The sequence below is a fragment of the Cupriavidus sp. H19C3 genome, assembly GCF_049393815.1.
In the GTDB taxonomy this organism is placed as follows: Bacteria; Pseudomonadota; Gammaproteobacteria; order Burkholderiales; family Burkholderiaceae; genus Cupriavidus.
The window spans coordinates 211210-233837 of sequence record NZ_CP184985.1 but is presented as its reverse complement, the minus strand read 5'-3'; the positions used below and the strand labels follow the sequence as shown (position 1 = coordinate 233837).

The 22628-nt window shown below is 61.8% G+C and carries 22 protein-coding genes; 4 read left to right on the top strand and 18 right to left on the bottom strand.

Going from position 1 to position 22628, the window contains the following annotated elements; all coding sequences use genetic code 11:
- Window positions 1–8: 8 nt before the first annotated feature.
- The 18 genes from DFLDMN_RS01085 to DFLDMN_RS01000 all read right to left on the bottom strand — a co-directional run bounded on the left by DFLDMN_RS01085 (window position 9) and on the right by DFLDMN_RS01000 (window position 17131).
- Window positions 9–281 carry a VirB3 family type IV secretion system protein gene (locus DFLDMN_RS01085; protein WP_423196695.1) on the bottom strand — a complete coding sequence of 91 codons (273 nt, stop codon included), beginning with the start codon at window positions 279–281 and terminating at the stop codon, window positions 9–11.
- Window positions 278–661 (bottom strand): TrbC/VirB2 family protein, encoded by a 384-nt coding sequence (locus DFLDMN_RS01080; protein WP_423196694.1) that lies wholly within the window; start codon window positions 659–661, stop codon window positions 278–280. Before DFLDMN_RS01080 ends, DFLDMN_RS01085 begins: the two co-directional genes overlap by 4 nt.
- Window positions 658–1710, bottom strand: coding sequence for a P-type conjugative transfer ATPase TrbB (trbB, locus tag DFLDMN_RS01075; protein WP_423196693.1), 1053 nt, complete (start codon window positions 1708–1710; stop codon window positions 658–660). The genes DFLDMN_RS01080 and trbB overlap by 4 nt, the downstream gene beginning before the upstream one ends.
- The gene (locus DFLDMN_RS01070) at window positions 1707–2153 is read right to left on the bottom strand and encodes a CopG family transcriptional regulator (protein WP_423196692.1); all 447 of its coding nucleotides are present in this window, start codon (window positions 2151–2153) and stop codon (window positions 1707–1709) included. Before DFLDMN_RS01070 ends, trbB begins: the two co-directional genes overlap by 4 nt.
- A complete protein-coding gene (locus tag DFLDMN_RS01065) occupies window positions 2150–4159 on the bottom strand; it encodes a conjugal transfer protein TraG (RefSeq protein ID WP_423196691.1) in 2010 nt (669 codons plus the stop codon). Before DFLDMN_RS01065 ends, DFLDMN_RS01070 begins: the two co-directional genes overlap by 4 nt.
- 217 nt (window positions 4160–4376) lie before the next feature.
- The gene (locus tag DFLDMN_RS01060; RefSeq protein ID WP_423196690.1) at window positions 4377–4604 is read right to left on the bottom strand and encodes an EexN family lipoprotein; all 228 of its coding nucleotides are present in this window, start codon (window positions 4602–4604) and stop codon (window positions 4377–4379) included.
- Between the two features lie 25 nt (window positions 4605–4629).
- Window positions 4630–5544, bottom strand: a complete 915-nt coding sequence (locus DFLDMN_RS01055) for a LysR substrate-binding domain-containing protein (RefSeq protein WP_423196689.1) — start codon at window positions 5542–5544, stop codon at window positions 4630–4632.
- Between the two features lie 108 nt (window positions 5545–5652).
- Window positions 5653–5904 (bottom strand): hypothetical protein, encoded by a 252-nt coding sequence (locus DFLDMN_RS01050; RefSeq protein WP_423196688.1) that lies wholly within the window; start codon window positions 5902–5904, stop codon window positions 5653–5655.
- Window positions 5905–6002: 98 nt separating this feature from the next.
- Window positions 6003–6857, bottom strand: coding sequence for an HpcH/HpaI aldolase/citrate lyase family protein (locus DFLDMN_RS01045; protein WP_423196687.1), 855 nt, complete (start codon window positions 6855–6857; stop codon window positions 6003–6005).
- A 2-nt stretch (window positions 6858–6859) separates the two neighbouring features.
- Window positions 6860–7324: a MaoC family dehydratase gene (locus DFLDMN_RS01040; RefSeq protein WP_423196686.1), complete on the bottom strand. Its 465-nt coding sequence runs from the start codon at window positions 7322–7324 to the stop codon at window positions 6860–6862.
- Window positions 7325–7430: 106 nt separating this feature from the next.
- Entirely contained in the window at window positions 7431–8684 is a 1254-nt protein-coding gene (locus DFLDMN_RS01035; RefSeq protein ID WP_423196685.1) for a phenylacetate--CoA ligase family protein, read from the bottom strand.
- A 22-nt stretch (window positions 8685–8706) separates the two neighbouring features.
- Window positions 8707–9516, bottom strand: a complete 810-nt coding sequence (locus DFLDMN_RS01030; RefSeq protein ID WP_423196684.1) for an ABC transporter ATP-binding protein — start codon at window positions 9514–9516, stop codon at window positions 8707–8709.
- A 108-nt stretch (window positions 9517–9624) separates the two neighbouring features.
- Entirely contained in the window at window positions 9625–10953 is a 1329-nt protein-coding gene (locus DFLDMN_RS01025) for an ABC transporter substrate-binding protein (protein WP_423196683.1), read from the bottom strand.
- Between the two features lie 91 nt (window positions 10954–11044).
- Window positions 11045–12121, bottom strand: coding sequence for a branched-chain amino acid ABC transporter permease (locus DFLDMN_RS01020; protein WP_423196682.1), 1077 nt, complete (start codon window positions 12119–12121; stop codon window positions 11045–11047).
- Between the two features lie 28 nt (window positions 12122–12149).
- Complete coding sequence (locus DFLDMN_RS01015) at window positions 12150–13079, bottom strand: branched-chain amino acid ABC transporter permease (RefSeq protein ID WP_423196681.1); 930 nt, start codon at window positions 13077–13079, stop codon at window positions 12150–12152.
- Between the two features lie 15 nt (window positions 13080–13094).
- Complete coding sequence (locus DFLDMN_RS01010) at window positions 13095–13880, bottom strand: ABC transporter ATP-binding protein (protein WP_423196680.1); 786 nt, start codon at window positions 13878–13880, stop codon at window positions 13095–13097.
- Window positions 13881–13918: 38 nt separating this feature from the next.
- Window positions 13919–15853, bottom strand: coding sequence for an AMP-dependent synthetase/ligase (locus tag DFLDMN_RS01005; RefSeq protein ID WP_423196679.1), 1935 nt, complete (start codon window positions 15851–15853; stop codon window positions 13919–13921).
- A gap of 108 nt (window positions 15854–15961) precedes the next feature.
- Entirely contained in the window at window positions 15962–17131 is a 1170-nt protein-coding gene (locus DFLDMN_RS01000) for an acyl-CoA dehydrogenase family protein (protein ID WP_423196678.1), read from the bottom strand.
- A 146-nt stretch (window positions 17132–17277) separates the two neighbouring features.
- Here DFLDMN_RS01000 and DFLDMN_RS00995 point away from each other — a divergent pair, with 146 nt between their 5' ends.
- From DFLDMN_RS00995 to DFLDMN_RS00980, 4 genes are read left to right on the top strand one after another with little or no spacing between them, the layout of a single operon-like run.
- Complete coding sequence (locus DFLDMN_RS00995) at window positions 17278–18291, top strand: CoA transferase (RefSeq protein WP_423196677.1); 1014 nt, start codon at window positions 17278–17280, stop codon at window positions 18289–18291.
- The gene (locus DFLDMN_RS00990) at window positions 18281–18913 is read left to right on the top strand and encodes a TetR/AcrR family transcriptional regulator (RefSeq protein ID WP_423196676.1); all 633 of its coding nucleotides are present in this window, start codon (window positions 18281–18283) and stop codon (window positions 18911–18913) included. The genes DFLDMN_RS00995 and DFLDMN_RS00990 overlap by 11 nt, the downstream gene beginning before the upstream one ends.
- Window positions 18914–18949: 36 nt before the next feature.
- Window positions 18950–20539, top strand: coding sequence for an acyl-CoA carboxylase subunit beta (locus tag DFLDMN_RS00985; protein ID WP_423196675.1), 1590 nt, complete (start codon window positions 18950–18952; stop codon window positions 20537–20539).
- Between the two features lie 2 nt (window positions 20540–20541).
- Window positions 20542–22524: an acetyl/propionyl/methylcrotonyl-CoA carboxylase subunit alpha gene (locus DFLDMN_RS00980; protein WP_423196674.1), complete on the top strand. Its 1983-nt coding sequence runs from the start codon at window positions 20542–20544 to the stop codon at window positions 22522–22524.
- The last annotated feature ends 104 nt before the right edge of the window (window positions 22525–22628 follow it).

The following is a 22628-nucleotide window of genomic DNA, read 5'->3' as shown; positions in this document are numbered from 1 at the left end:
CATCCCCCTCACACGTCTAGCAGCGGCCGGTGCTTGATGTGCCGCGCGAAGACCTGCATGAACTGCGGATCGACCTTCGCGCCCCAGACCGCCAGCGCATGGCCGACGATCCAGAGCGCCAGCCCCGGAATCCACAGTTGCAGGCCCAGGCCCACGGCGGCGGCCAGCGTGCCGTTGGCGATCGCCACGGTGCGCGGCGTACCGCCCAGCAGGATCGGCTCCGTCAGCGAGCGATGCAGCGGCACCTCGAAGCCAGCCGCAAAGGTGTCGGGCATGGTCATACGACCGCCCCGCCCGAGAAGCTGAAGAACGACAGGAAGAAGCTCGATGCCGCGAACGCGATGGACAGGCCGAACACGATCTGGATCAGCTTGCGGAAGCCCCCGGACGTGTCGCCGAAGGCCAGCGCCAGGCCCGTGGCGATGATGATGATGACGGCCACGATGCGCGCCACCGGCCCCTGGATGGATTCGAGGATGGACTGCAGCGGCCCTTCCCAGGGCATCGAAGAGCCCGCGGCCTGGGCCGTTCCGGCCAGGCACAGCAGGAGCGCGGCGAGGAACAGCCCATGCACCGCGGGACGGGCCAGGCAACGCAGCCGCATCGACATGGAAAGCGGATTTACGGAAAAGCGGAAAGCAGGAACGGTCATCTGCGTCATGGCAGTTCTCCAGGTTGGTCAGGGGACAGGAAAGGCGCAGCCGCATCGGCTGCGAGATGAACCGGCGTCAGCTCGGGAAACGGCGTTTCCAGTGCATCCGCCAGGCGATAGCCCGCGCCGTCGAAGCCGACGACGCAGGCGATGCTCTCGATGCGGCGCTTGCGGCCGCGTCCGGCGATGTGGATCACCACGTTGACCGCCTCGGCGATCAGCGCGCGGGGCGGGTTCACCGCCACTTCGAGGATCAGTTGCTCCAGCCGCAGCAGCGCGGCCAGCGGGGAGCCGGCATGGACGGTGGCGATGCCGCCCGGATGGCCCGTACCCCAGACCTTGATGAGGTCCAGCGCCTCGGGGCCGCGCACCTCTCCGACCACGACCCGATCCGGGCGCAGGCGCATGGACGAACGCACCAGCTCCTGCATCGACACCACGCCCTGGCGCGTGCGCAGCGGCACGTGGTCGCGGGCGGCGCATTGCAGCTCGATGGTGTCTTCAAGGACCAGCACGCGGTCGCCGGTGGCGGCGATCTCGGCCAGCAGCGCGTTGGCGAGCGTGGTCTTGCCGGTGCTGGTGCCGCCCGCGATCAGGATGTTCTGCCGCTCGCGCACCGCCCGCACCAGAAAATCCGCCTGCCCGCTGGTCATCATCCCGTCGATGACGTACTGCGTCAGCGGGATCACGCCCACGGCGCGCTTGCGCAGCGCGAAGGCCGGGCCGGGCGCGGCCGGCGGCAGGATGCCCTCGAAGCGTTCGCCCGTCTCGGGCAGCTCGGCGGTCAGCAGCGGCTGGCCGCGATGCACCTCAGCGCCGACGTGTGCGGCCACGAGGCGGATGATGCGTTCGCCATCGGCCTCGGACAGTTCCACGCCCATCGGCGCACGGCCGGTGGACAGGCGATCAATCCACAACGTCCGGTCGGGGTTGAGCATGATCTCCACCACGTCCGGGTCTTCCAGCGCGGCGGCGATCAGCGGCCCCATCGCCGTGCGCAGCATCTGGATGCGGCGGTCGAGCGAGGTGGCATTCAAGGACGGCGGAACGGCGCTCATGAGGCGCGCTCCTGCGTTTCATCCATGCGCGCCGGGTCGGGGTGCAGTTCTTCCACAACGTCGCGCACCAGGCTACGCCCGCGCAGCAAGTGGCGGCCCAACTGTTCAACGAACTGTTCGAAGCGCGCCTTGCCCTGGGCGCGGGCCGCGTCCTGGTGGGCTTCAGGCACAGGCGTGCTGACCGTGAGGAAGTAGCGGATGAACAGCGCCAGCGTCTCGATCTGGATGTTCTGGTCGCGCTCCATGCGCTCGGCCTGACGCGACAGGCGATCCAGCCTCTTGGCGATGGCCGCCTCGCGCTGGTCGCTCGCGTCAGGTGACAGCCACGAGGCGAGTGCCGCCGCCACGATGCTGGACTTGGACACGCCCTTCTTGGCGGCCAGCTCGTCAAGGCGCCTGGCGTGCTCGGGCTGGATGAAGAGGTTCAAACGATGCTGGGTCATAGCTCGATTCCGTCGTCAGGGTCGAGAGATGCCAGCCGGGCCGTGCGCTGTTGGGCCGGATCAAGCTGGCGCGGAAGGGGAAGCGGCTCGTCGTCGTCATCGAGGAGCGCGATGTCGGCTGCGGACGCGGCCCGCTCGGGGTCGTAGGCGACGGCCTCAGTAAGTTCGGGCTGCCGGCGCGGGCCACCGTCGTCGATGCCGCCCATGGCATCGATCGCTTCAGTGGCGGGCACCGCCGGAGCGGCAGGAATCGCCAGCCCGCTCCAGTCATCGGCACGTGCCGTTGGCACGTCGGCGTAGCGCCCGGCCGTGAGCAAGGGCGGCGGCAATACGCAGCGCTTGAAATTGGCGTCGGCGTAGTAGCGCAGCTTCTTCGCCTTGATTGGCGCCAAGCTGGACACCATCACCACCGCTTCGTCGGGCGGAAGCTGCATCACCTCGCCGGGAGTCAGCAGCGGCCGGGCTGTCTCCTGCCGTGACACCATCAGGTGGCCCAGCCACGGCGCGAGCCGGTGGCCAGCGTAGTTGCGTTGCGCGCGCAGCTCGGTGGCCGTGCCCAGCGTCTCGGAAATGCGTTTGGCCGTGCGTTCGTCGTTCGTCGCAAACGTCACGCGGACGTGGCAGTTGTCGAGGATGGAGTGGTTCTGCCCATACGCCTTGTCGATCTGGTTGAGCGATTGCGCGATGAGAAAGGCACGAATCCCATACCCCGCCATGAAGGCCAGTGCCGTCTCGAAGAAGTCCAGGCGGCCCAGCGCCGGGAACTCGTCGAGCATCAGGAGCAGCTTGTGGCGGCGCTGGATGCCATCGCTGCCGTCCAGCGATTCCGTGAGCCGCCGGCCGATCTGGTTGAGGATCAACCGGATCAGCGGCTTGGTGCGGCTGATGTCCGAGGGCGGCACCACGAGGTACAGCGATACCGGATGCTTCGACGCGATCAGGTCGGCGATTCGCCAGTCGCAGCGCGAGGTGACTTCGGCCACCGTGGGGTCACGGTACAGGCCGAGGAATGACATGGCGGTGCTCAACACGCCGGAACGCTCGTTGTCCGACTTGTTCAGGACTTCGCGCGCCGCCGATGCAACGACCGGATGCGGCATCCCTCCTTGATCCAGGCCAAGATGCGCGGTGGTCATCATCCGGTGCAAGGTCAGCTCGAACGGGCACGCCGGGTCGCTGAGGAAGTTGGCGACGCCGCGCAGCGTCTTGTCCTCGCCGGCATAGAGCACGTGCAGGATGGCGCCAACCAGTAGCGCGTGCGAAGTCTTCTCCCAGTGGTTGCGCTTCTCCAGTGCGCCTTCGGGATCGACAAGGATGTCCGCGATGTTCTGCACGTCGCGTACTTCATGCGCGCCGCGCCGCACCTCCAGCAACGGGTTGTAGGCGGCCGACGTCGCATCGGTGGGGTTGAACAGCAGGCAGTGCGAGAAGCGCGAGCGCCAGCCTGCGGTAATGCTCCAGTTCTCGCCCTTGATGTCGTGGATCACGGCTGATGCCTGCCAGGAAAGCAAGGTGGGCACGACCAGGCCGACGCCCTTGCCCGAGCGCGTGGGCGCGAAAGTCAGGACGTGCTCTGGGCCTTCGTGCCGCAGGTACTGCTGGCGATGCAGGCCGAGGAAAACGCCAGCAGGCTGGTCGAGGCCCGCCTTGCGAATGTCAGCGGCTTCGGCCCATCGCGCCGAGCCGTAGGTCGTCACCAGCTTCGATTGCCGCGAGCGCCATACGGACATGGCGATGGCGATCACCACGGCCACCAGGCCGCTGCCGCCAGCAATCGCTCCGCCCGTGTCAAAGATGCGCGGCGCGTAAGCGTCGAAGAAGAACCACCACTCGAACAGCCGCCACGGGTGATAGACCGGCGTGCCGAAGAAGTCGAACCACGGCGAGCCCAGGCGTAGCTGGTAGCCCAGGGCAGCGGCCGTCCATTGCGTAGCGCCCCACACGCCAGCGATCACGATGCCGAACACCACGGCGATCTGACCGAACAGCACGTTTGTTCCCTGCATGCCCCAGCCTCCAATGGCGGCGCAACGACGTGCCGCAGGCATCAGGATCGGTGCCGTGGAGCGTGCTGGTCAAAGACTGTTCCGGCTGCGATTGAGGCCCAAAAAGCCAGACTTATTGCTGTGGCGAAGACAATAAAAACGCCGCGGGCGCGAGCGCGCTGCGGCGTATTGAGGTAACAGAAAGAACTATGTCGCGGCGATGCGACTGCGGAAGGATCTACTGGCTCTTCTGCTCCGGCCGATCACCGAAGAAGCGCCGCTTCGCGGCTTCGGCGGCACGCAGGCAGAGTTCATCTCCGACCGTTGCTCGGTCCTCCTTGCACAGCCGTTGAATCTCTTTGATCCGGCCGGGGTTGGCGACGAGCGCGTCCACGGTTTCCGTCGGTTGAGATTGCCCACAGGCCGTCAATACAGCGGCCATCAGCAGCGGTAGGAGTCGGGTCATGGTTTTGGTCCTTTCATCGGCTAGATCAGGAGTCGTCGGCAGTGCGCAGCTCATTCGCCGAATCAATAGAGGCCACTCGTTCGATAAACCGACTCAGCATTTCGGATGGCTCCACGTCACGATACAGTAGATACGTGGCCAGCATCTGCGGCTTGCCCGCCAAGCGCCGGGCTACAACACCTGGCCCACGGCCGGATGCAATGTGCGCAGCACCTGCCAAACCCAGTGCCAATCCGGCGGAGACCAAGGTCATCATCACCTCATAAGACGCAACGCGCTGAGCGATCAATGGCTCTTGCTCGCACCGGTGCAAAACGCGATCGACTTGACGTGCATGGCCTTCGCATATCGCCGGATCGCATAGCGCCAACGGATAGCGCAACACTTCCTCCAACGGAACGTGCTTGTGGGCGAGCACGGGATGGCGAGCCGGGACCGCTACCATCAATTCGTCTTCCCACGCACGCCTGACCACAATGCCGTCGCCCACATCTTCGGCCATCGAAAAGCCGACGTCATACAGGTCATCGTGCAGACCCTTGATCTGCTGGTCCAACGGCACCTCAAACAACCGAATGTCGAGTTCTGGATCTTCCTCTCGGCACCGCGCCAGTAGTGCCGGCATGCGCGAGGGCGTGATGCCATCGGACAAAGCGATACGCAACTGGCCGTGAAAGCCGCTGGCGGCAGATTTGGCACTATCGCGGGCCTGCTCCAGTGCAACAAAGACACGCGGAACATGCTTCAGGAACAACCTCCCCGCGCGGGTCAGTTGCGTGTTGCGCGTAGTGCGTATGAACAAGCGCGTTCCGAGTTCTTCTTCCAGTTCCTTGATACTGCGTGACAGCGGCGATTGGTCAATGTGCAGCCGCTCGGCAGCACGAGCAAAGTGGAGTTCTTCGGCTACCGCAATGAAACAACGTAAATGACGGAGCTCCATGAAGCGCCTCCTTTGCGCAGCTATTCGTGCCTCACTTGCGTCACATAGAAGGATGCGACGAAAGGCAATCCACTGATTTCATAACGCATCTTCCAGTAACTCAGGCGCTCATCGCGAGAGCAGAGCGCCGCTTCGGCCACATCCGACGGCGATCTCGTCGGCGATCAGGTGCACCCCGAACCCGTGCACAGCGCGCGCAATGCTCTCAGATTCGACGGCGCGTTCATCGAAGTGCCGGCGGCACAGCACCAAGAGCTCGGCGATGACGGCGGCGGTTTGGTTGTGGCGTTCTGCGAGCAGCTCGCGCATCTCGTCTAACGCCATGGCCTCATTGCCGAATCGTTGGTCCGGCGAGGTCACGATGTGGCTTCGAATTAGCAGCGGGGCGTAGGCGTCCCGAAAGATCGCGATGTCGGTAACGGCAAGCGCGCCAATGGTCGCCGTGCAGAACGCAGCGATCAGCCCTCCCCACACAACCGCCGGGCTAGTCGCAAATGAGGTTGATCAATCATTTGCCCGTCGAGATTGAACGCGCTTGCGTTCGGGCTTTCTGCGAACGCAGCGAGAACTCGACGCGCCCAGTTCAGTTGCGATTCGTTGGCCTGAAAGGCCTCGTTAATCGGTACGATCTGCCGAGGATGGATAGCGAGCTTCCCCACGAAGCCATCCCTGAAAGCCTCGCGCGACTCGTTCACCAAGGTCTCAGGCGCGGAGAGCTCTACGCAGACCGTGTCGATAGGCCGGACGCCGGCAGCTGCGGCAGCAAAGAGACACAATGATCGCGCCATTCGGTAAGGTTCCGTGTAGCGACCGTCCACGCGATTGCTCAATGAGCCCACTGCGGCCGCCAAGTCCTCGCCGCCCCACGAAATACCCCACAGCCTTGGGGTCACGCCTGCGTACGAACCTAGTTCGAAGATGGCGCGACCGGTCTCCGTCGCAATCACCAAAATCTGCGTCTGACCGACCGGAACGCCCGCTTGCAATTCAAGCGCATCCAGGTAATCGGCGACCCGCCGCAACGATTCCCGGCCTTCGCATTTGGGTAGCAGAATCCCGAATGGCTGAGCGGGCACCACAGCAACCAAGTCCTGAAGCAGGAGGCCGGTATCCAAGCTATTTACCCGAACCCAGCCTTGCTGATGGGACGGTATTCTTGGGAGGAGTTGTTGAACGAGCGTACGTGCCATGTCCTTCTGGGACAGGGCGACGGAGTCCTCAAGATCAAGGATCAACGCGTCGGATGCCGAAGCGACCGCACTGTCGAACTTTCTCTGAGAATCGCCCGGCACGAAAAGAAACGAGCGCGACATGGTCAGGACGACTCCGCGTTGGGGCGCTTGTGCATGAGCGCCGCGCGTTTGCATGCAGCGACAACCTCGCCCTGCTGGTTGAGGGCCTTGTGCTCGAACTCGACAATGCCAGCCTTGGGGCGCGACTTGCTTTCCCGAACCGAAAGAACTGAAGTCTGCACGCGGATGGTGTCTCCTGCAAAAACAGGTTTGGGAAATGCCACGTCCGTCATCCCTAGATTCGCAACTGTGGTTCCCAGGGTAGTGTCGTTCACGGTCATGCCAATCATCAGACCCAAGGTGAACAAGCTGTTGACCAATGGTTTGCCGAACTCGGTTTTTGCCGCAAAGTGCGCGTCGATGTGCAGTGGCTGCACGTTCATGGTCAGCGAGCTGAAAAGTACATTATCCATCTCCGTGACGGTGCGGCTCCAGTCATGCTTGAACTGTTGACCGGGGGAAAACTCTTCGAAATAAAGTCCTGACATGGGAGAAGCTCCTAGGGTTGGAAGAAAACCATTCACAGCCGCTTAGCACACCAATAGGGCTCAGCTTCTGTAACAAGGCAAATCGGCAATGGTTTCATTAAGCCGATTAGTCATAGCTGCGCGCGTCCTCGATGACCTTGCCATCGTTTGGCAGACTGCTGGGCGCGACCATCTGCACCTCGCCGCGCAGCTTGGTGACCTCGCGGATGGCCTCGCCCAGCTGCAGGGCCAGGCCTTCGGCGGTCTCGACCGTTTCGACCAGCAGCACCATCTGGTCGTTGGCCATCTCGCCGCGCACCACCAGGCGTGCGCGCAGCACCTGCGGGAAGCGCCGCGCAATGGCCGCCACCTGGCCCGGGTGCACGAACATGCCGCGTACCTTCGTTGTCTGGTCGGCACGGCCCATCCAGCCCTTGATGCGCGTGCCGGTGCGCCCCGTGGGGCAGGTGCCGGGCAGCACGGCCGAGAGGTCGCCCGTGCCGAAGCGGATCAGCGGATAGTCGGTGTTCAGTGTGGTGATGACGAGTTCACCCACCTCGCCCTCGGGCACGGGGTCGCCGGTGCCTGGGCGCACGATCTCGACGATCACCCCTTCGTCCAGCACCAGGCCCTCGCGGGCACTGGTTTCATAGGCGATTAGGCCCAGGTCGGCTGTGGCATAGCACTGGTAGCCGTCAATGCCACGTGCCAGAAACCAGTCGCGCAGGCTGGGGGGAAAGGCTTCACCACCAAACATGGCCTTCTTGACGCTGGGCAGGGCCACCCCCAGTTCGGCGGCCTTCTCCACGATGATTTTCAGGAAGCTGGGCGTGCCGATGTAGCCGGCCGGCTGCAGTTCGGCCATGGCCTGCACCTGTTGCTCGGTCTGGCCGGTGCCGCCTGGAAACACGCTGCAGCCCAGGGCATGGGCGCCGGTTTCCATCATCGAGCCGGCAGGCACGAAGTGGTAGCTGAAGCTGTTGTGGATCAGCTCGCCCGCGCGAAAGCCCGAGGCGTAGATCGCTCGGGCCACGCGCCAGTAATCCTGGCCGGTGCCTTCGGGCTCGTAGATCGTGCCGGGGCTGGCAAACACACGGCGCATCCGGGCGCCCCGTTCAATCGCGCTGAAGCCGCCGAACACGCTGCCGCCTTCCGCGCGCGAGCGTTTTTGCTGTTCCAGCAGTTCGTATTTGCGCGTCACGGGCAGCCGGGCCAGTGCTTCCCGGGTGCAGACGGTGGCGGCATCCACCCCCGCCAGAAGGCGGCCAAAGGCCGGGGCATGGGCTTGTGCGTGGGCCACTTGTTGCGGCAGCGCCGCCAGCAGTGCCGCTTCGCGCTCTGCAGGCGAGCGGGTTTCAAGGGCGTCGTAAAAATCGCTCACGGTCGTTTCCTGGGAAAGGGGATCAAGCCAGCCAGCGCTTGCGCCGCTTGTAGCTTTTCACGTCCTTGAAGCTCTTGCGCTCGCCGCCGCCCACGCCCAGGTAGAACTCCTTGACGTCCTCGTTATTGGCCAGGTCGGTGGCGGGGCCGTCCATCACCACGCGGCCGCTTTCCATGATGTAGCCGTAGTCGGCGTACTTCAGGGCCATGTTGGTGTTTTGCTCGGCCAGCAAGAAGGTGACTTTCTCTTTGGTATTGAGGTCTTTCACGATGTTGAAGACCTCTTCCACGACCTGGGGGGCCAGGCCCATGGAGGGCTCGTCCAGCAGCACCATGCTCGGGTTGGCCATCAAGGCCCGGCCGATGGCGCACATTTGCTGCTCGCCGCCCGAGGTGTAGGCCGCCTGCGAGGTGCGGCGGGTTTTCAGCCGGGGGAAGTAGTTGTAGACCTTCTCCAGGTTGGCGGCGATCTCGGCCTTGCTGCTGCGGGTGTAGGAGCCCGTCATCAGGTTTTCCTCGATCGTCAGGTGGGCAAAGCAGTGGCGCCCTTCCATCACCTGTACCACGCCGCGTTTGACGAGGTCGGCGGGCGAGAGGTTTTCGATGCGTTCACCGCGCAGGTCGATGCTGCCTTTGGTCACCTCGCCGCGCTCGCCAGCCAGCAGGTTGGAGATGGCGCGCAGCGTGGTGGTCTTGCCCGCGCCGTTGCCGCCCAGGATGGCCACGATGCTGCCTTCCTCGACCTGGAGCGAGACGCCCTTGAGCACGAGGATCACGTGGTTGTAGATCACCTCGATGCCGTTGACGCTGAGAACGATGTTGGGTTTTGCCATGGCATTTCTTGGGAGACAAAGAGAACCCCTGGATACGGGTTCGGGGGGGAGCGTGAGCACCACGCCCGACGCAAACCGCATCGGGCGTGGTACATCACTGGAGGCCGATCAGGAGTTGCAGTCGGCCGGCGTCCGCGGCGTCAGCTTGCGCTCGGCGGCATACTTCGCTGCCTGGGCCTTGATCATTGGCTTGAGGATCTTCTCGTCCGCCTGCATCCAGTCGCTGCTGACCTTCCAGGCCTTGCCGTCCCAGGTATGGATGCGCGCCGAGGCAGCACCCATGTGGTCCTCGCACGTGGTGTTGATGGGGCGCAGCACACCGGCGAAACCCAGCGCATCCAGCTTGGCTTGCGTGAGGTTCAGATTTTCCAGGCCCCAGCGCACTTGCTCACCGTTCATGACCTTGCCCTTGCCAAAACGCTCCTGGGCAGCGCGTATGCCTTCGACGGCCAGCATCGAGCTCAGCACGCCGCGCAGGTACAACACCTGGCCCACTTCTTCCTTGGGCCCTGTTCCATGGCCCTTGGCGTGCAGCGTGGACAGGATTTCCTTGACCACCTTGGCGTCGTAGTCGGCACTGTTCTGCAGCGTCACCGCGTTGTAGCCCTTGGCGCCTTCGCCAACATCACGCACATCGGGTTCTGAGCCAGCCCACCAGGAGCCGAACATCTTCTCGCGCGGAAAGCCCGTGGCTTGCGCTTCCTTGAGCGCGGTGGAGTTCATCACACCGTAGCCCCACAGGATGATGTAGTCGGGACGCGACTGACGCACCTGCAGCCAGGTGGAGCGCTGCTCCACGCCCGGAGCGGTTACGGGCAACTCGTTCAGCTGGAAGCCGTGCAGCTTGGCCCTCTCCTGCAGGACAGGCAGCGACTCCTTGCCATAAGGGCTGTCGTGGTAGACGAGGGCGATCTTCTTGCCCTTGAGCTTGTCGAGGCCGCCCTCTTTCTTGGCAATCGCCTGGAGCAGCACGTCGGCACCCACCCAGTAGTTGCCCGCCACCGGGAAATTCCACTTGAACACCATGCCGTCGGCGCTTTCGCTGCGGCCGTAGCCGGCGGTGATCAGGGGAATCTTGTCGGTCGGGGCTTTTTCCGTGATGGCAAAAGTGGCGCCGGTCGACCAGGGCTGGACCACGGCCGCGCCGCCATGCTTACCTTTCATGCGCTCGTAGCATTCGACGCTGCGGGCGGTGTCATACGCGGTTTCACACTCTTCCACCAGCAGCTTAACGCCATTGATACCGCCGCGCGCATTGACCAGCTTGTAATAGTCGACGATGCCGTTGGCGATCGGCGTGCCGTTGGGCGCGTAAGGGCCCGTGCGGTAGGACAGCACCGGCATGTACTGCTCCTGCGCGAAGGCGCTCATGCTGAGCAAGGCCGCGGCCGCTGTGGCGGCCAAAGTGGCGATGAAGGTTGGTTTGCAAATCTTCATGTTGTCTCCTGTTTAAGGTTATGTGAAACACCGTTGAGAAGCGATTTCAATGGGCGTTGCCTGGATTTTTGGTAGACATGCAGGTCCGCGTTCAATGCGGAAAGGGCCAAAGGCGCAGCTTGTGTTTTGCCGTGGACCACAGCTTGGCCAAGCCATGCGGCTCGACGATCAGGAACCACACGATCAGGCCGCCGAAGATCATCAGTTCGGCGTGCGATGCGGCGGTGGTGGTGATCTCGCGGCCGATCAGGCCGGCTAGTGCGGGCAGGATCTGATTCAAGGCAATGGGCAACACCACGATGAAGGCCGCGCCGAAGAAGCTGCCCATGATGGAGCCCATGCCGCCAATGATCACCATGAACAACAGCTTGAACGACAAGTCCACCGAGAAGGCACCCGGCTCCCAGGCGCCCAGGTAGAAGAAGGCCCACAGGGCACCAGCCACGCCGATGATGAAAGAGCTGACGGCAAACGCGCTGAGCTTGGCGTACATGGGGCGAATGCCGATCACGGCGGCGGCCACGTCCATGTCGCGGATGGCCATCCACTCGCGGCCAATTGCGCCGCGCACCAGGTTCTTGGCGGCCAAGGCAATCACGGTCAGGGCCACCAGGCAGAACAGGTACTTGCTGACGTCGCTCTCCAGGGGCAGGCCGAACACCTGCAGGTTGGACACGGCCACCGAGCCCGAGGAGTTGTCCAGCGTGAACCACTTGATGCGCAGGAACATCCAGTCGCTGAAGAACTGCGCAGCCAGGGTGGCCACGGCCAGGTACAGGCCCTTGACGCGCAGGCTCGGCAACCCGAACAGGATGCCGAAGGCCGTGGCGCACAGGCCGCCCAGGATCAGCGTGGGAATCAGGGGCATGCCCGGGATGCGGGCGAAGAAGTTGTAGGCCCCGTAGGCGCCCACCGCCATGAAGGCGCCCGAGCCCAGCGAGATCTGGCCACAGTAGCCCACCAGGATGTTCACCCCCAGGGCCGCTAGCGACATGATGACAAAGGGGATCAGGATGGCGCGGAACATGTAGTCGCTTGCCACCGCAGGCACCACCCCGAACGCCAGCACGAGCATGAGGGCGATGGCAATGCGGTCCTGGGCGATCGGGAAGATCTGCTGATCGGCTCGGTAAGTGGTCTTGAACTGACCGTTTTCGCGGTAAAGCATGGTTGTCTCCTGTCGTTCTTGTTATGGGTTACACGCGGTCGATGATTTTTTCGCCGAACAAGCCCTGGGGCCTGAAGAGAAGAAACACCAGCGCCAGCACATAGGCAAACCAGATCTCGATGCCGCCGCCCACGAAGGGGCCGAGGTACACCTCGGAGAGCTTCTCGCCCACGCCGATGATCAGGCCGCCGATGATGGCGCCGGGCACTGAGGTCAAGCCACCCAGGATCACCACGGGCAAGGCACGCAGGGCCACGGTGGTGAGCGAGAACTGCACCCCGAGCTTGCTGCCCCAGATCATTCCAGCCACCAGGGCCACGATGCCGGCCACGCACCACACGATGACCCAGATGCGGTTGAGCGGAATGCCGATCGATTGCGCGGCCTGGTGGTCGTCAGCCACAGCGCGCAGCGCCCGGCCGGTGCCGGTCTTCTGGAAGAACAGGCTCAAGGCGGCGACCAGCGCGGCGGCGATGCCGGCGGCGATCACGTCTTCCTTGTTGATCAAGATGCCGCCCTGGAACACGGATTCGAGCGCGAACATCGGGTCCTTGGGCATGCCGATGTTGATCTTGTAGATGTCGCTGCCAAACAGGGTCTGGCCAAGGCCCTCCATGAAGTAGGTGATGCCCAGCGTGGCCATCAGCAGCGTGGCGCCCTCCTGGTTGACGAGATGGCGCAGCACCAGCCGCTCAATGACCCAGGCCACGAAGAACATCACCACCGCCGCCAGGATGAAGGCCATTACATTGGCGAGAACCGTGCTGTTGATGCCTGTCCAGGCTGGGACCCATTCGGCAAAGCGGGCCATCGCCAGGGCGGCGAACAGCACCATCGCGCCCTGTGCAAAGTTGAACACGCCCGAGGCCTTGTAGATCAGCACGAAGCCGAGGGCCACCAGCGCGTAGAGCATGCCGGCCATCAGGCCGCCGATCAGTGTTTCGAGAAAGAATGCCATTTGCTTGCCTCCGCCTCAGTGGCTGGTGCCCAGGTAGGCGCGGATCACGTCTTCGTTGTTGCGCACCTCGTCCGGCGCGCCGTCGCCGATCTTCTTGCCGTAGTCCAGCACCACGACGCGGTCGCTGATGTCCATCACCACGCCCATGTCGTGCTCGATGAGGACGATGGTGGTGCCGAATTCATCGTTCACGTCCAGGATGAAGCGGCACATGTCCTGTTTCTCTTCCACATTCATGCCGGCCATCGGCTCGTCCAGCAGCAGCACCTGCGGCTCCATGGCCAGCGCGCGGCCCAGGTCCACGCGCTTTTGCAGGCCGTAGGGCAGCTGGCCGACGGGGGTTTTGCGGTGTGCCTGGATCTCCAGGAAGTCGATGATGTGCTCGACCTTCTCGCGGTGTGCGATCTCCTCGCGCTCGGCCGGGCCGATGCGCAGCGCCTGCAGGATCAGGTTGCTCTTGATCTTGAGGTTGCGCCCCGACATGATGTTGTCAAGCACGCTCATGCCCTTGAACAGGGCCAGGTTCTGGAAGGTGCGGGCCACGCCCATCTCGGCCACCTGGCGCGAGTTCATGTGGTCAAACGTCTTGCCCCGGAAGGTGATGGAGCCTTCGGACGGCGTGTACACGCCGTTGATGCAGTTGAGCATGGAGCTCTTGCCGGCGCCGTTGGGGCCGATGATGGAGCGGATTTCATGCTCGCGCACGTTGAAGCTGATGTCGGTCAGCGCCTTCACGCCGCCGAAGCGCAGGCTGATGTTCTGGATGTCGAGGATGACATCGCCGATCTTCTTTGCGGTCATGGTCGGGTATTGCCTCTCGGGTGGGCAGAGCGCGGGTTTCATGCGGCGGTCTTCACGGTCGTGAAGGTCTTGGCGTCGACGATCCGGAGCGTGGCACTCACGCTGCCGGTGCGGCCATCCTCGAACTTGACCTGCGTCTCGATGTACTGCTCGGTGCGGCCCGCGTACAGCGCATCGACCAGCACGGCGTACTTCTCGGCGATGAAGCCGCGCCGAACCTTATTGGTGCGGGTGAGTTCGCCGTCGTCGGCGTCCAGCTCCTTGTGCAGTACCAGGAAGCGGCTGATCTGCGAGCCGGCCAGCAGGGCATCGGCGGCCAGATCGGCGTTTACCTTCTCGACGCAGTCGCGGATCAGCTCGTAGACTTCGGGTTTTTGCGCCAGGTCGGTGTAGCCGGCGTAGGGCAGGTTGCGCCGCTCGGCCCAGTTGCCCACGGCGTCGAAGTCGATGTTGATCAGGGCGCACACCTTCTCGCGCCGGTCGCCCAGGGCCACGGCCTCCTTGATGTGCGGGAAGAACTTGAGCTTGTTCTCCACGTACTTGGGCGCGAACATAGCGCCGCCGGCCAACCGCCCGACGTCCTTTACGCGGTCGATGATCTTGAGGTGTCCCTGGTTGTCGATGAAGCCGGCGTCGCTGGTGTGGTACCAGCCATCAGCCGTCAGTACCTCGGCCGTGGCCTGCGGGTTCTTGTAGTACTCCTTGAGCAGGCCCGCCGACTTGACCATGATCTCGCCGTTTTCGGCCACCTTGAGCTCCACGCCGCGCACGGGAATTCCTACCGTGTCAGCGAGCACCTGGTTGTCTGGCTGCAGGCAGACGAACACAGCCGTCTCGGTGGAGCCATAGAGTTGCTTGAGGTTGATGCCGATCGAGCGGTAGAAGGCAAACAGGTCTGGGCCAATGGCCTCACCGGCGGTGTATGCCACCCTCACGCGAGCGAAGCCCAGTGCGTTGCGCAAAGGCCCATAGACGAATAGATTGCCTAAGGCGTACTTCAAACGATCGACAGCTCTCACTGACGTTCCGTCCATCAAGGACGGGCCGACACGACGCGCGAGATTCATTGCTGCCTCAAACATCTTGCGCTTGAAAGCACCGCCATCCTCCATGCGGATCATCACGCTGGTAAGCAACGCTTCGAATATCCTCGGGGGCGCAAAGTAGTAGGTGGGTCCGATTTCTTTGAGATCGATGTGCACCGTGCCTGCCGACTCGGGACAATTGACTACGTAGCCACAACAAAGCCACTGTGCATAGCTGAAGATGTTCTGGCCGATCCAGGCCGGCGGTAGATAGGCGAGGACTTCCTCGCGATCACACAGTTTGTCGAATTCGGCTCCCGCGGCCGCGCGGTCCAGCAATGTGAAATGAGTATGAACAACACCCTTAGGATTGCCCGTGGTGCCTGAAGTAAAGAACATGGCTGCCACGTCATCCGGACAGCCCTGCTCCACCTCCATGCGAAACCATTGCGAATGCTCGTCCGCAAACACCCTGCCTGCGGCCATCAACTCTGCCAGCGACGCCAGTCCCACCTCGGTGTAGTGACGCAAACCACGTGGATCGTCGTAGTAGATGTGTGTGATAGCTGGGCACTGCGCCCGCACCTCGATGAGCTTATCCACCTGCTCTTGGTTCTCGACTACGCAAATGCGTACTTCAGCGTTGTTCAGTGGATAAACACATTCAACGGCCGCTGCGTCTTGATACAGAGGAACCGGGATGGCTCCAACCGACTGTGCCGCTAGCATGGTGGCGTAAAGCCAAGGCCGGTTCGCTCCGATCACCACCAAGTGCTCACCCCGTTTCAGCCCCACTTGATGGAGCCCGCACGCCAGCGTCTCGACCAGTTCCAGCATCTGCGACCAACTGAAGGCCTGCCAAATACCGTACTCCTTCTCCCGCATTGCAGGAGCCGACGGGTGTCGCTCGGCATTGCGCAACAGGAGCCTGGGGAAAGTCGTTTGCATGCCTTGTCCTTTTCGAGAAAATCTTGTCAACCCATTCACTGATTTCGCCAGTGCACACAGCACGACTGCGCCGGCTCTAGCCCATTGCCGATCGCTATACCGGAGGCGTCAAGCCATACGTTTGGCGACCTCTTCGAGCATGACCTCGGTGGCCCCCCCGCCGATGGCCTGAACACGCGCATCGCGCGCCATACGCTCAATGGCGGTTTCCCGTATGAAGCCCATACCACCATGGAACTGCAGGCAGTCGTAGATGACTTCGTTGACCAGCGTTCCGGCAAGCGCCTTGATCATGGACACCTCTTTGGCCACCTGCTGGCCCGCCGCGTCCCGCCAAGCCGTGGTGTAGATGAAGCTGCGTGCCGCCTCGACCTGCGACGCCCTCCAAGCCAGCCGGTGCCGGATGGTTTGCATATCCCACAGCGAACCACCGAAGGCCTGGCGCTGCGTGACCCATTCATGTGCCAGCTCGATGGCACGCGACGCCTCCCCCATGGCCTGCGCGCCCAGCACGATGCGCTCGTTCTGCAAGTTCTTGACAAGCGCGTAGAAGCCCCGATGTTCCTGGCCGAGCAGTGCGTTGGCCGGCAGGCGGCAGTTCTCGAATGACAACTCCGCGGTATCGCTGGAGAGCCAGCCATGCTTCTTCAGAGGCCGCGCGATGTTGAAACCAGGTGTTCCTTTCTCGACGATGAACATCGAGATGTCGCGCCCCCGCCCGCTCGTCGGGCCAGTCTTGGCAGCCACGAAAAACACATCACCATGCACGCCATTGGTGATGAACATCTTGCTGCCATTGAGCACCCATTCATCGCCCTCCCGCTTAGCCGTCGTTCTCATGCTCTGCAGGTCGGACCCTGCATCGGCTTCGGTCATCGCCACGGCGGCGATCTTCCGGCCGGCAATGATGTCGGGCAGATACCGCTGCTGCTGCTCCTTCGTTCCCGCGTGGAACAGGTGCGGACTCGCCATGTCGGTGTGAACCAGCACGGTGATGGCAAAGCCGCCGAAGGTAGAGCGACCCAATTCCTCGGCCAGCACAACGGTAGCCAGCGTGTCCATGCCGGCTCCGCCGTACTCGGCCGGATAGCGCACACCCAAAAACCCCAAATCGCCCATCTGGCGCAGCACCTCACGCGGAACGAAGCCGGACTCCTCCCACTCGAGTGCAAACGGCTCCACGCACTCTCGAACGAATCGCCGCACGGAGGACTGAAACATCTCGTGCTCTTGCGTGAAGAGCGGAAAGACCTGTGACAAGGGGGAAGTAGACATCATGAGTAAGCTCCTATGCTGTAACGATCGTTAGGTTGTATTCGACATCAATTTTCATCCGTATGTCATAGGGGAAACCCGATAAAAACGACGGTGACAAACTGACTGTCGTTCGTTAGTATTGCGGCATGGGAAGTCACAACAATCCAATGCCTTTGCAGAACACAAGAATCGTTGAGCTAGAAGCCATCGGCCCCGTCCCCTTTGCTGGACTGGTGCTGACTCAGCTCGGTGCTCAAGTAACGCTTGTGTCGTCGCCTGTGGCACGAGCGGTCGGCATCCCTCTCGCAGACGATCCGCTTCTGGTTGGTCGGCGACGTGTCCTGATCGACTTGAAATCGACCTCAGGACAGGCTGACTTGCATGAGTTACTACGCGATTCAGACGCCCTCATCGAAGGCTATCGGCCTGGAACATTGGAGCGGCTGGGTCTATCGCCGGCCACCCTCCGCAAACTCAATCCAAAGCTCGTCATTGCGAGGTGCGGTGGATGGGGTGAGCAAAGCACTCGCAAGTTCACCGCTGGACACGACATCAACTATCTTGCGCTGTCGGGGCTCCTGTCAGCCCTGGGGCCCCGCGAGCGCCCAATCCCGCCCCTGAATCTCGTGGGCGATTTTGGTGGGGCCTCGATGCATCTTGCCCTCGGAGTCGTTTCAGCCATCTTGGCCGCACGTACCACGGGCCACGGCTGCGTTGTCGACACCAGCATTTTTACCTCGACACTCGCACTAAGCACTCATTTGCACGGACTTAGGCGGGCTGGCAAGTGGAAGCCTCGCCGCGAGAGCAATCTCCTGGATGGGGGCGCTCCGTTCTACAGGTGCTACCTCACCGCTGATGAGAAATGGGTGGCAGTGGGCGCGATAGAGCCCAAATTCTTCAGGGAACTTCTCAGCTTGCTCGGAGCAAGGATCGACCCAGCACTTCAGTATGACGAGTCTTGCTGGCCATCGATCGAAGCGGAGTTGGCCAGATGTTTTGAGACCAAGCCGCAAGCCGCATGGGACAAAATATTCGCAGGCAGTGATGCATGCGTTACCCCTGTGCTGGAGTTGGATGAAGTGGAGCGCGCAACTGAATTTGCGCAAGGGGAACGCGGCATTCCTGCTTCAGGATTGTCATTCTCATTCACCCCTCCAGAGGAACAACATGGCCACTAAGGCTGCAAAAAACATATCTGCCATCAACACCCCCGATGGTCGCGAGTTGATTCTCGACACCGCCGCAAAACTATTTCGCGTGGAAGGTTATGCAAGCACATCACTACGCGACATCGCCGCTGAAGCAGGGATGCGCGCTGCGAGTCTCTATCACCATTTCGAATCCAAAGATGCCATCGTAAGCGAGGTCTTGCGCATTGGCGTTGAACGTGTGTTCGAGCACGTCAAACAAGCGATAGACGAACTCCCCCCCAATGCCGGACCACGAACCCTTCTTCAGACCGCGATCCATCGGCACCTGCAAGCAATGCTTCAGCTTCAGGACTACACATCGGCCAACGTTCGGATTTTCGGTCAAGTGCCCGCGCATATCAGGGAAGCACATCTTCCATTGCGTGATGCCTACGAACGCTACTGGACATCTCTTCTCAGCCGCTGTGCAAAACAAGGACCTCTCGATAAACAACGGGACCTTAGGCTTGCTCGCCTGTTCTTGCTGACTGCAATGAATGGGACGCTGGATTGGTTCCAAGGCGGCGACGTATCACTCAAAGCCATGGCCGACGAGATGACTGAACTGATCCTAAACGGATTGCTGAGCCGCCCTCCAAAAGACACTTAGCCCACACGGCTTCAAACGCCGACTTCGGAGAAAACGATGACCAAGACAGATGCCCCTTTGGCAGCGCACGCGTCAAAGAAAGAACTTTACGACCAGGCCCTCAAGACCCTGCGACAGCGGATGCAATGGGCTGTCGCCGGTGGAGGCGATCGATTGCACGAACGACACAAAGCCCGTGGAAAGATCCCCGTGCGGGAGCGCATTGATCTGCTGCTTGACCCAGGCAGCCCGTTCATGGAACTGTCGCCCCTCGCCGCATGGGAACTCCACGGGGGAGAGGTCCCCGCTGCAGGAATCGTGACTGGTGTCGGACAGGTGAGTGGCGTCAACTGCATGATCATTGCCAACGATGCCACGGTCAAAGGGGGAAGCTTCTTCCCCGAGACGACAAGAAAGCACGTTCGGGCACAAGAAATCGCCTGGGAAAACAGGTTGCCTTGCCTGTATCTGGTGGACTGCGGCGGCGCATTCCTGCCACAGCAGGATCGTGTCTTTCCTGACTACGGACACTTTGGCACCACCTTCTACCATCAGTGTCGCATGAGTGCGGACGGCATTCCACAGCTCTCGGCAGTCTTCGGCGGCTGCACGGCTGGGGGCGCCTACATTCCAGCACTGTCCGACGAATCGGTGATGGTGGACGGCACTGGCCGTATTCACTTAGGCGGCCCACCCATCGTAAAGGCAGCCATTTCAGAGGTCGTCGACGGTGAAACTCTGGGCGGTGCCTCAATGCATGCGCGCGTCTCTGGAGTGACGGACTATCTCGCCATGAACGAAGCCGAGGCGCTGGAGCGCCTCAGGCAGATCGTCGCCAAGCTCAATTGGACGACAACCTCCGCCGCGACCCGGGCGCCGGTGGTGCCCCCGAAGTTCGATGCGAGCGAGATTCCTGCAATTATCGGCACGGACTTGCGTCAGCCCTTCGACGTGCGTGAAGTCATCGCCCGCCTCGTGGACGGAAGTGACTATCAGGAATTCAAACCCGAGTACGGCACCACGCTCGTGTGCGCGACCGCACATATCCACGGCTATCCGGTAGGAATCATTGCCAACAACGGTGTGCTCTTTTCTGAGTCTTCCATGAAAGGCGCGCATTTCATCGAACTGTGCAACCAACGCCGCATCCCCATCCTTTTCCTGCAAAACATCACTGGATTCATGGTGGGCACCGAGGCCGAGCGGGGTGGCATTGCCAAGCATTCCGCCAAGCTCGTTTACGCGGTGGCCACGGCACGTGTTCCAAGGTTCACGGTGCTCATCGGCGGCAGTTATGGCGCAGGGAACTATGGGATGTGTGGTCGGGGCTTTGGCCCGAGATTCCTATTCTCCTGGCCCAACAGCCGGATCGCCACCATGAGTCCCGACGTCGCAACCACGGTGTTGACCGAATTGCGCCGATCTTCGCTCAAGGGCCCGGTCAATGAACAGGAGCTCCGGGAGCTCCAGGACACGACCCGTCAGCAGTTCGAGACCCAGAGCGACCCGTACTACGCTACTGCACGTCTGTGGGATGACGGAATCATCGAACCAGGACAGACGCGCGATGTCTTGGGAGTCTGCTTGCAACTGGCAGATGAAAGTACGCCTCGCTTCAGCGGTCAAAGCCCTGTCTACCGGATGTAATCATGTTCTCCAGTTTACTCATTGCAAATCGCGGCGAAATTGCCTGCCGCATCATCAAGACCTGCCGACGCCTGGGCATCTGGACAGTGGCGGTCTATTCGGAAGCCGACGCGCAGGCTCGACATGTGCGCGAAGCCGATGAGGCAGTCTGTATTGGACCTGCCAAGGCCAAGGATTCCTACCTGAACGCTCAGGCTGTAATCGAGGCGGCCAAGAAGACGGGAGTTCAGGCGATCCACCCCGGATACGGCTTCCTCTCCGAACGCCTCGACCTCATCGAAGCCTGCGACAACGCTGGCATCGTTTTCGTGGGACCTCATCGCAACGCAATTGCGGCCATGGGGTCCAAGATCGAAAGCAAGCGCATCGCCAGAGCGGCCTCCGTGCCTTGCATTCCTGGGTACGACGGCGATGATCAAAGCTTGGAGCGGCTGTACGGAGAAGCCGAACGCATCGGTTTTCCTCTGCTCATCAAGGCCAGCGCAGGCGGTGGCGGCAAGGGAATGCGCCGTGTGGACAAACTTGAGGATCTACAGGCCCATCTTGTCACCGCACGCGCCGAAGCGAAGGCTGCTTTCGGAGACGACAAGATTCTGTTGGAACGCTATATCGTCCAACCTCGCCATGTGGAGGTACAACTCCTGGGTGACAAGCATGGCGGTCTGGTTCACCTCTTCGAGCGTGAGTGCTCCATCCAGCGGAACTACCAAAAGCTCATAGAGGAAGCACCGGCCCCTCACCTGCATCAGGACGTCAAAAATCGCTTGTTCGAGGCGGCTTTGGCTCTAGGGCGAGAGATTCGGTACGACTCAGCCGGGACTGTTGAATTCGTCTTGGATGCAGATCACAACGACGAGCCATATTTTCTGGAGGTCAATACCCGCTTGCAGGTGGAGCATCCGGTCACAGAGCTCACGACGGGATTGGATCTCGTCGAATGGCAGATCCGGGTCGCAGCAGGTGAACCACTGGCTTTCGGCCAATCCGAACTGAAGCAGACGGGCTGGGCTATCGAAGCACGGGTCAACGCCGAGTCGCCGGCTGATCGTTTCGCGCCTTCCTTCGGTCCAGTTCTGTACTATGCAGAGCCAAACCGCCAGGGAGTACGGATCGACAGCGGCATCGATGCGCGCAGCGAGATCACGCCGCACTATGACTCCCTAGTTGCCAAGGTCATCGGCTTTGGTAGCCATCGCGATGTAGCGCAGCGGCGATTGGTCGAGGGGCTGGAGGAGCTGCGTATTTCAGGGCTTCAGACCACCCAACCCTTGTTGATCGAGATACTCCGTTCAGAAGCATTCAAGAATGTCCTGACCACTAACTTCCTCGGCAAGCACTGGCCCGACGGATGGCGTCATGCGGAGGAGTTGCAACAAGAAGCGATGGCCATTGCAGCTGCAGCTTGGCTCCATGCCCGCCGCGCGCGCGGTGATCGGCCTATGGCGACATTGACGTCCTGGCGAACGATGGCCAATGTCAATGGATTGGGTCGCTCCCATGTCGTGGTCAATGACGGAACCGTCGCTACCCCTCTCTCACTTCGCATATCAACCGAAGGAGCGTGGTGGCTGTCGGAAGGCAATGAGCATGAGATCCGGCGAATCAGCGAGTCAGCGTGGTTGAGCCAACGGAGCGCCCAATCTTTCCACACCCGGACCACCGGCACAAACGTCGAGGTTTGGAGTGGTGGATGGTCCTGCACGTTCAAAGTTTGCTCGTTGGTCTCCGTGCCCGCAGCAGTTGGAGCGGACGGCTCATCGGCCGACGTTATTTCTGCAGACCTGCCGGGGGTGCTGTCGCAAATCCTGGTCTCCCAAGGCGACACGGTCTTGGCAGGGACACCCGTAGCGGTTCTCGAAGCCATGAAATTGTTTCATACGCTGCATGCGCCGCGGGACGGCGTGGTTCGTTCGCTACCCATTGCTCTGGGTGCGACTGTTTCCAAAGGAACCACGTTGGTCGAGCTGGAGGCAGAAGGTAAGTAGACAGTATCGAAACGAGACTCGGTCACCTTTTTGAGGTCATATGCATTGTTCGCCTTTGAGCCTACATTGCCCACTTCATGTTGGTGGCCTAAAGCTTGGGCGTA

What these genes read in the sequence shown, in the direction of transcription:
- DFLDMN_RS01085 (WP_423196695.1), bottom strand. Translation starts at nt 281, where the DNA reads ATGACCATGCCCGACACCTTTGCGGCTGGCTTCGAGGTGCCGCTGCAT.
- DFLDMN_RS01080 (WP_423196694.1), bottom strand. Translation starts at nt 661, where the DNA reads ATGACGCAGATGACCGTTCCTGCTTTCCGCTTTTCCGTAAATCCGCTT.
- trbB (WP_423196693.1), bottom strand. Translation starts at nt 1,710, where the DNA reads ATGAGCGCCGTTCCGCCGTCCTTGAATGCCACCTCGCTCGACCGCCGC.
- DFLDMN_RS01070 (WP_423196692.1), bottom strand. Translation starts at nt 2,153, where the DNA reads ATGACCCAGCATCGTTTGAACCTCTTCATCCAGCCCGAGCACGCCAGG.
- DFLDMN_RS01065 (WP_423196691.1), bottom strand. Translation starts at nt 4,159, where the DNA reads ATGCAGGGAACAAACGTGCTGTTCGGTCAGATCGCCGTGGTGTTCGGC.
- DFLDMN_RS01060 (WP_423196690.1), bottom strand. Translation starts at nt 4,604, where the DNA reads ATGACCCGACTCCTACCGCTGCTGATGGCCGCTGTATTGACGGCCTGT.
- DFLDMN_RS01055 (WP_423196689.1), bottom strand. Translation starts at nt 5,544, where the DNA reads ATGGAGCTCCGTCATTTACGTTGTTTCATTGCGGTAGCCGAAGAACTC.
- DFLDMN_RS01045 (WP_423196687.1), bottom strand. Translation starts at nt 6,857, where the DNA reads ATGTCGCGCTCGTTTCTTTTCGTGCCGGGCGATTCTCAGAGAAAGTTC.
- DFLDMN_RS01040 (WP_423196686.1), bottom strand. Translation starts at nt 7,324, where the DNA reads ATGTCAGGACTTTATTTCGAAGAGTTTTCCCCCGGTCAACAGTTCAAG.
- DFLDMN_RS01030 (WP_423196684.1), bottom strand. Translation starts at nt 9,516, where the DNA reads ATGGCAAAACCCAACATCGTTCTCAGCGTCAACGGCATCGAGGTGATC.
- DFLDMN_RS01025 (WP_423196683.1), bottom strand. Translation starts at nt 10,953, where the DNA reads ATGAAGATTTGCAAACCAACCTTCATCGCCACTTTGGCCGCCACAGCG.
- DFLDMN_RS01020 (WP_423196682.1), bottom strand. Translation starts at nt 12,121, where the DNA reads ATGCTTTACCGCGAAAACGGTCAGTTCAAGACCACTTACCGAGCCGAT.
- DFLDMN_RS01015 (WP_423196681.1), bottom strand. Translation starts at nt 13,079, where the DNA reads ATGGCATTCTTTCTCGAAACACTGATCGGCGGCCTGATGGCCGGCATG.
- DFLDMN_RS01010 (WP_423196680.1), bottom strand. Translation starts at nt 13,880, where the DNA reads ATGACCGCAAAGAAGATCGGCGATGTCATCCTCGACATCCAGAACATC.
- DFLDMN_RS01005 (WP_423196679.1), bottom strand. Translation starts at nt 15,853, where the DNA reads ATGCAAACGACTTTCCCCAGGCTCCTGTTGCGCAATGCCGAGCGACAC.
- DFLDMN_RS01000 (WP_423196678.1), bottom strand. Translation starts at nt 17,131, where the DNA reads ATGATGTCTACTTCCCCCTTGTCACAGGTCTTTCCGCTCTTCACGCAA.
- DFLDMN_RS00995 (WP_423196677.1), top strand. Translation starts at nt 17,278, where the DNA reads ATGCCTTTGCAGAACACAAGAATCGTTGAGCTAGAAGCCATCGGCCCC.
- DFLDMN_RS00990 (WP_423196676.1), top strand. Translation starts at nt 18,281, where the DNA reads ATGGCCACTAAGGCTGCAAAAAACATATCTGCCATCAACACCCCCGAT.
- DFLDMN_RS00985 (WP_423196675.1), top strand. Translation starts at nt 18,950, where the DNA reads ATGACCAAGACAGATGCCCCTTTGGCAGCGCACGCGTCAAAGAAAGAA.
- DFLDMN_RS00980 (WP_423196674.1), top strand. Translation starts at nt 20,542, where the DNA reads ATGTTCTCCAGTTTACTCATTGCAAATCGCGGCGAAATTGCCTGCCGC.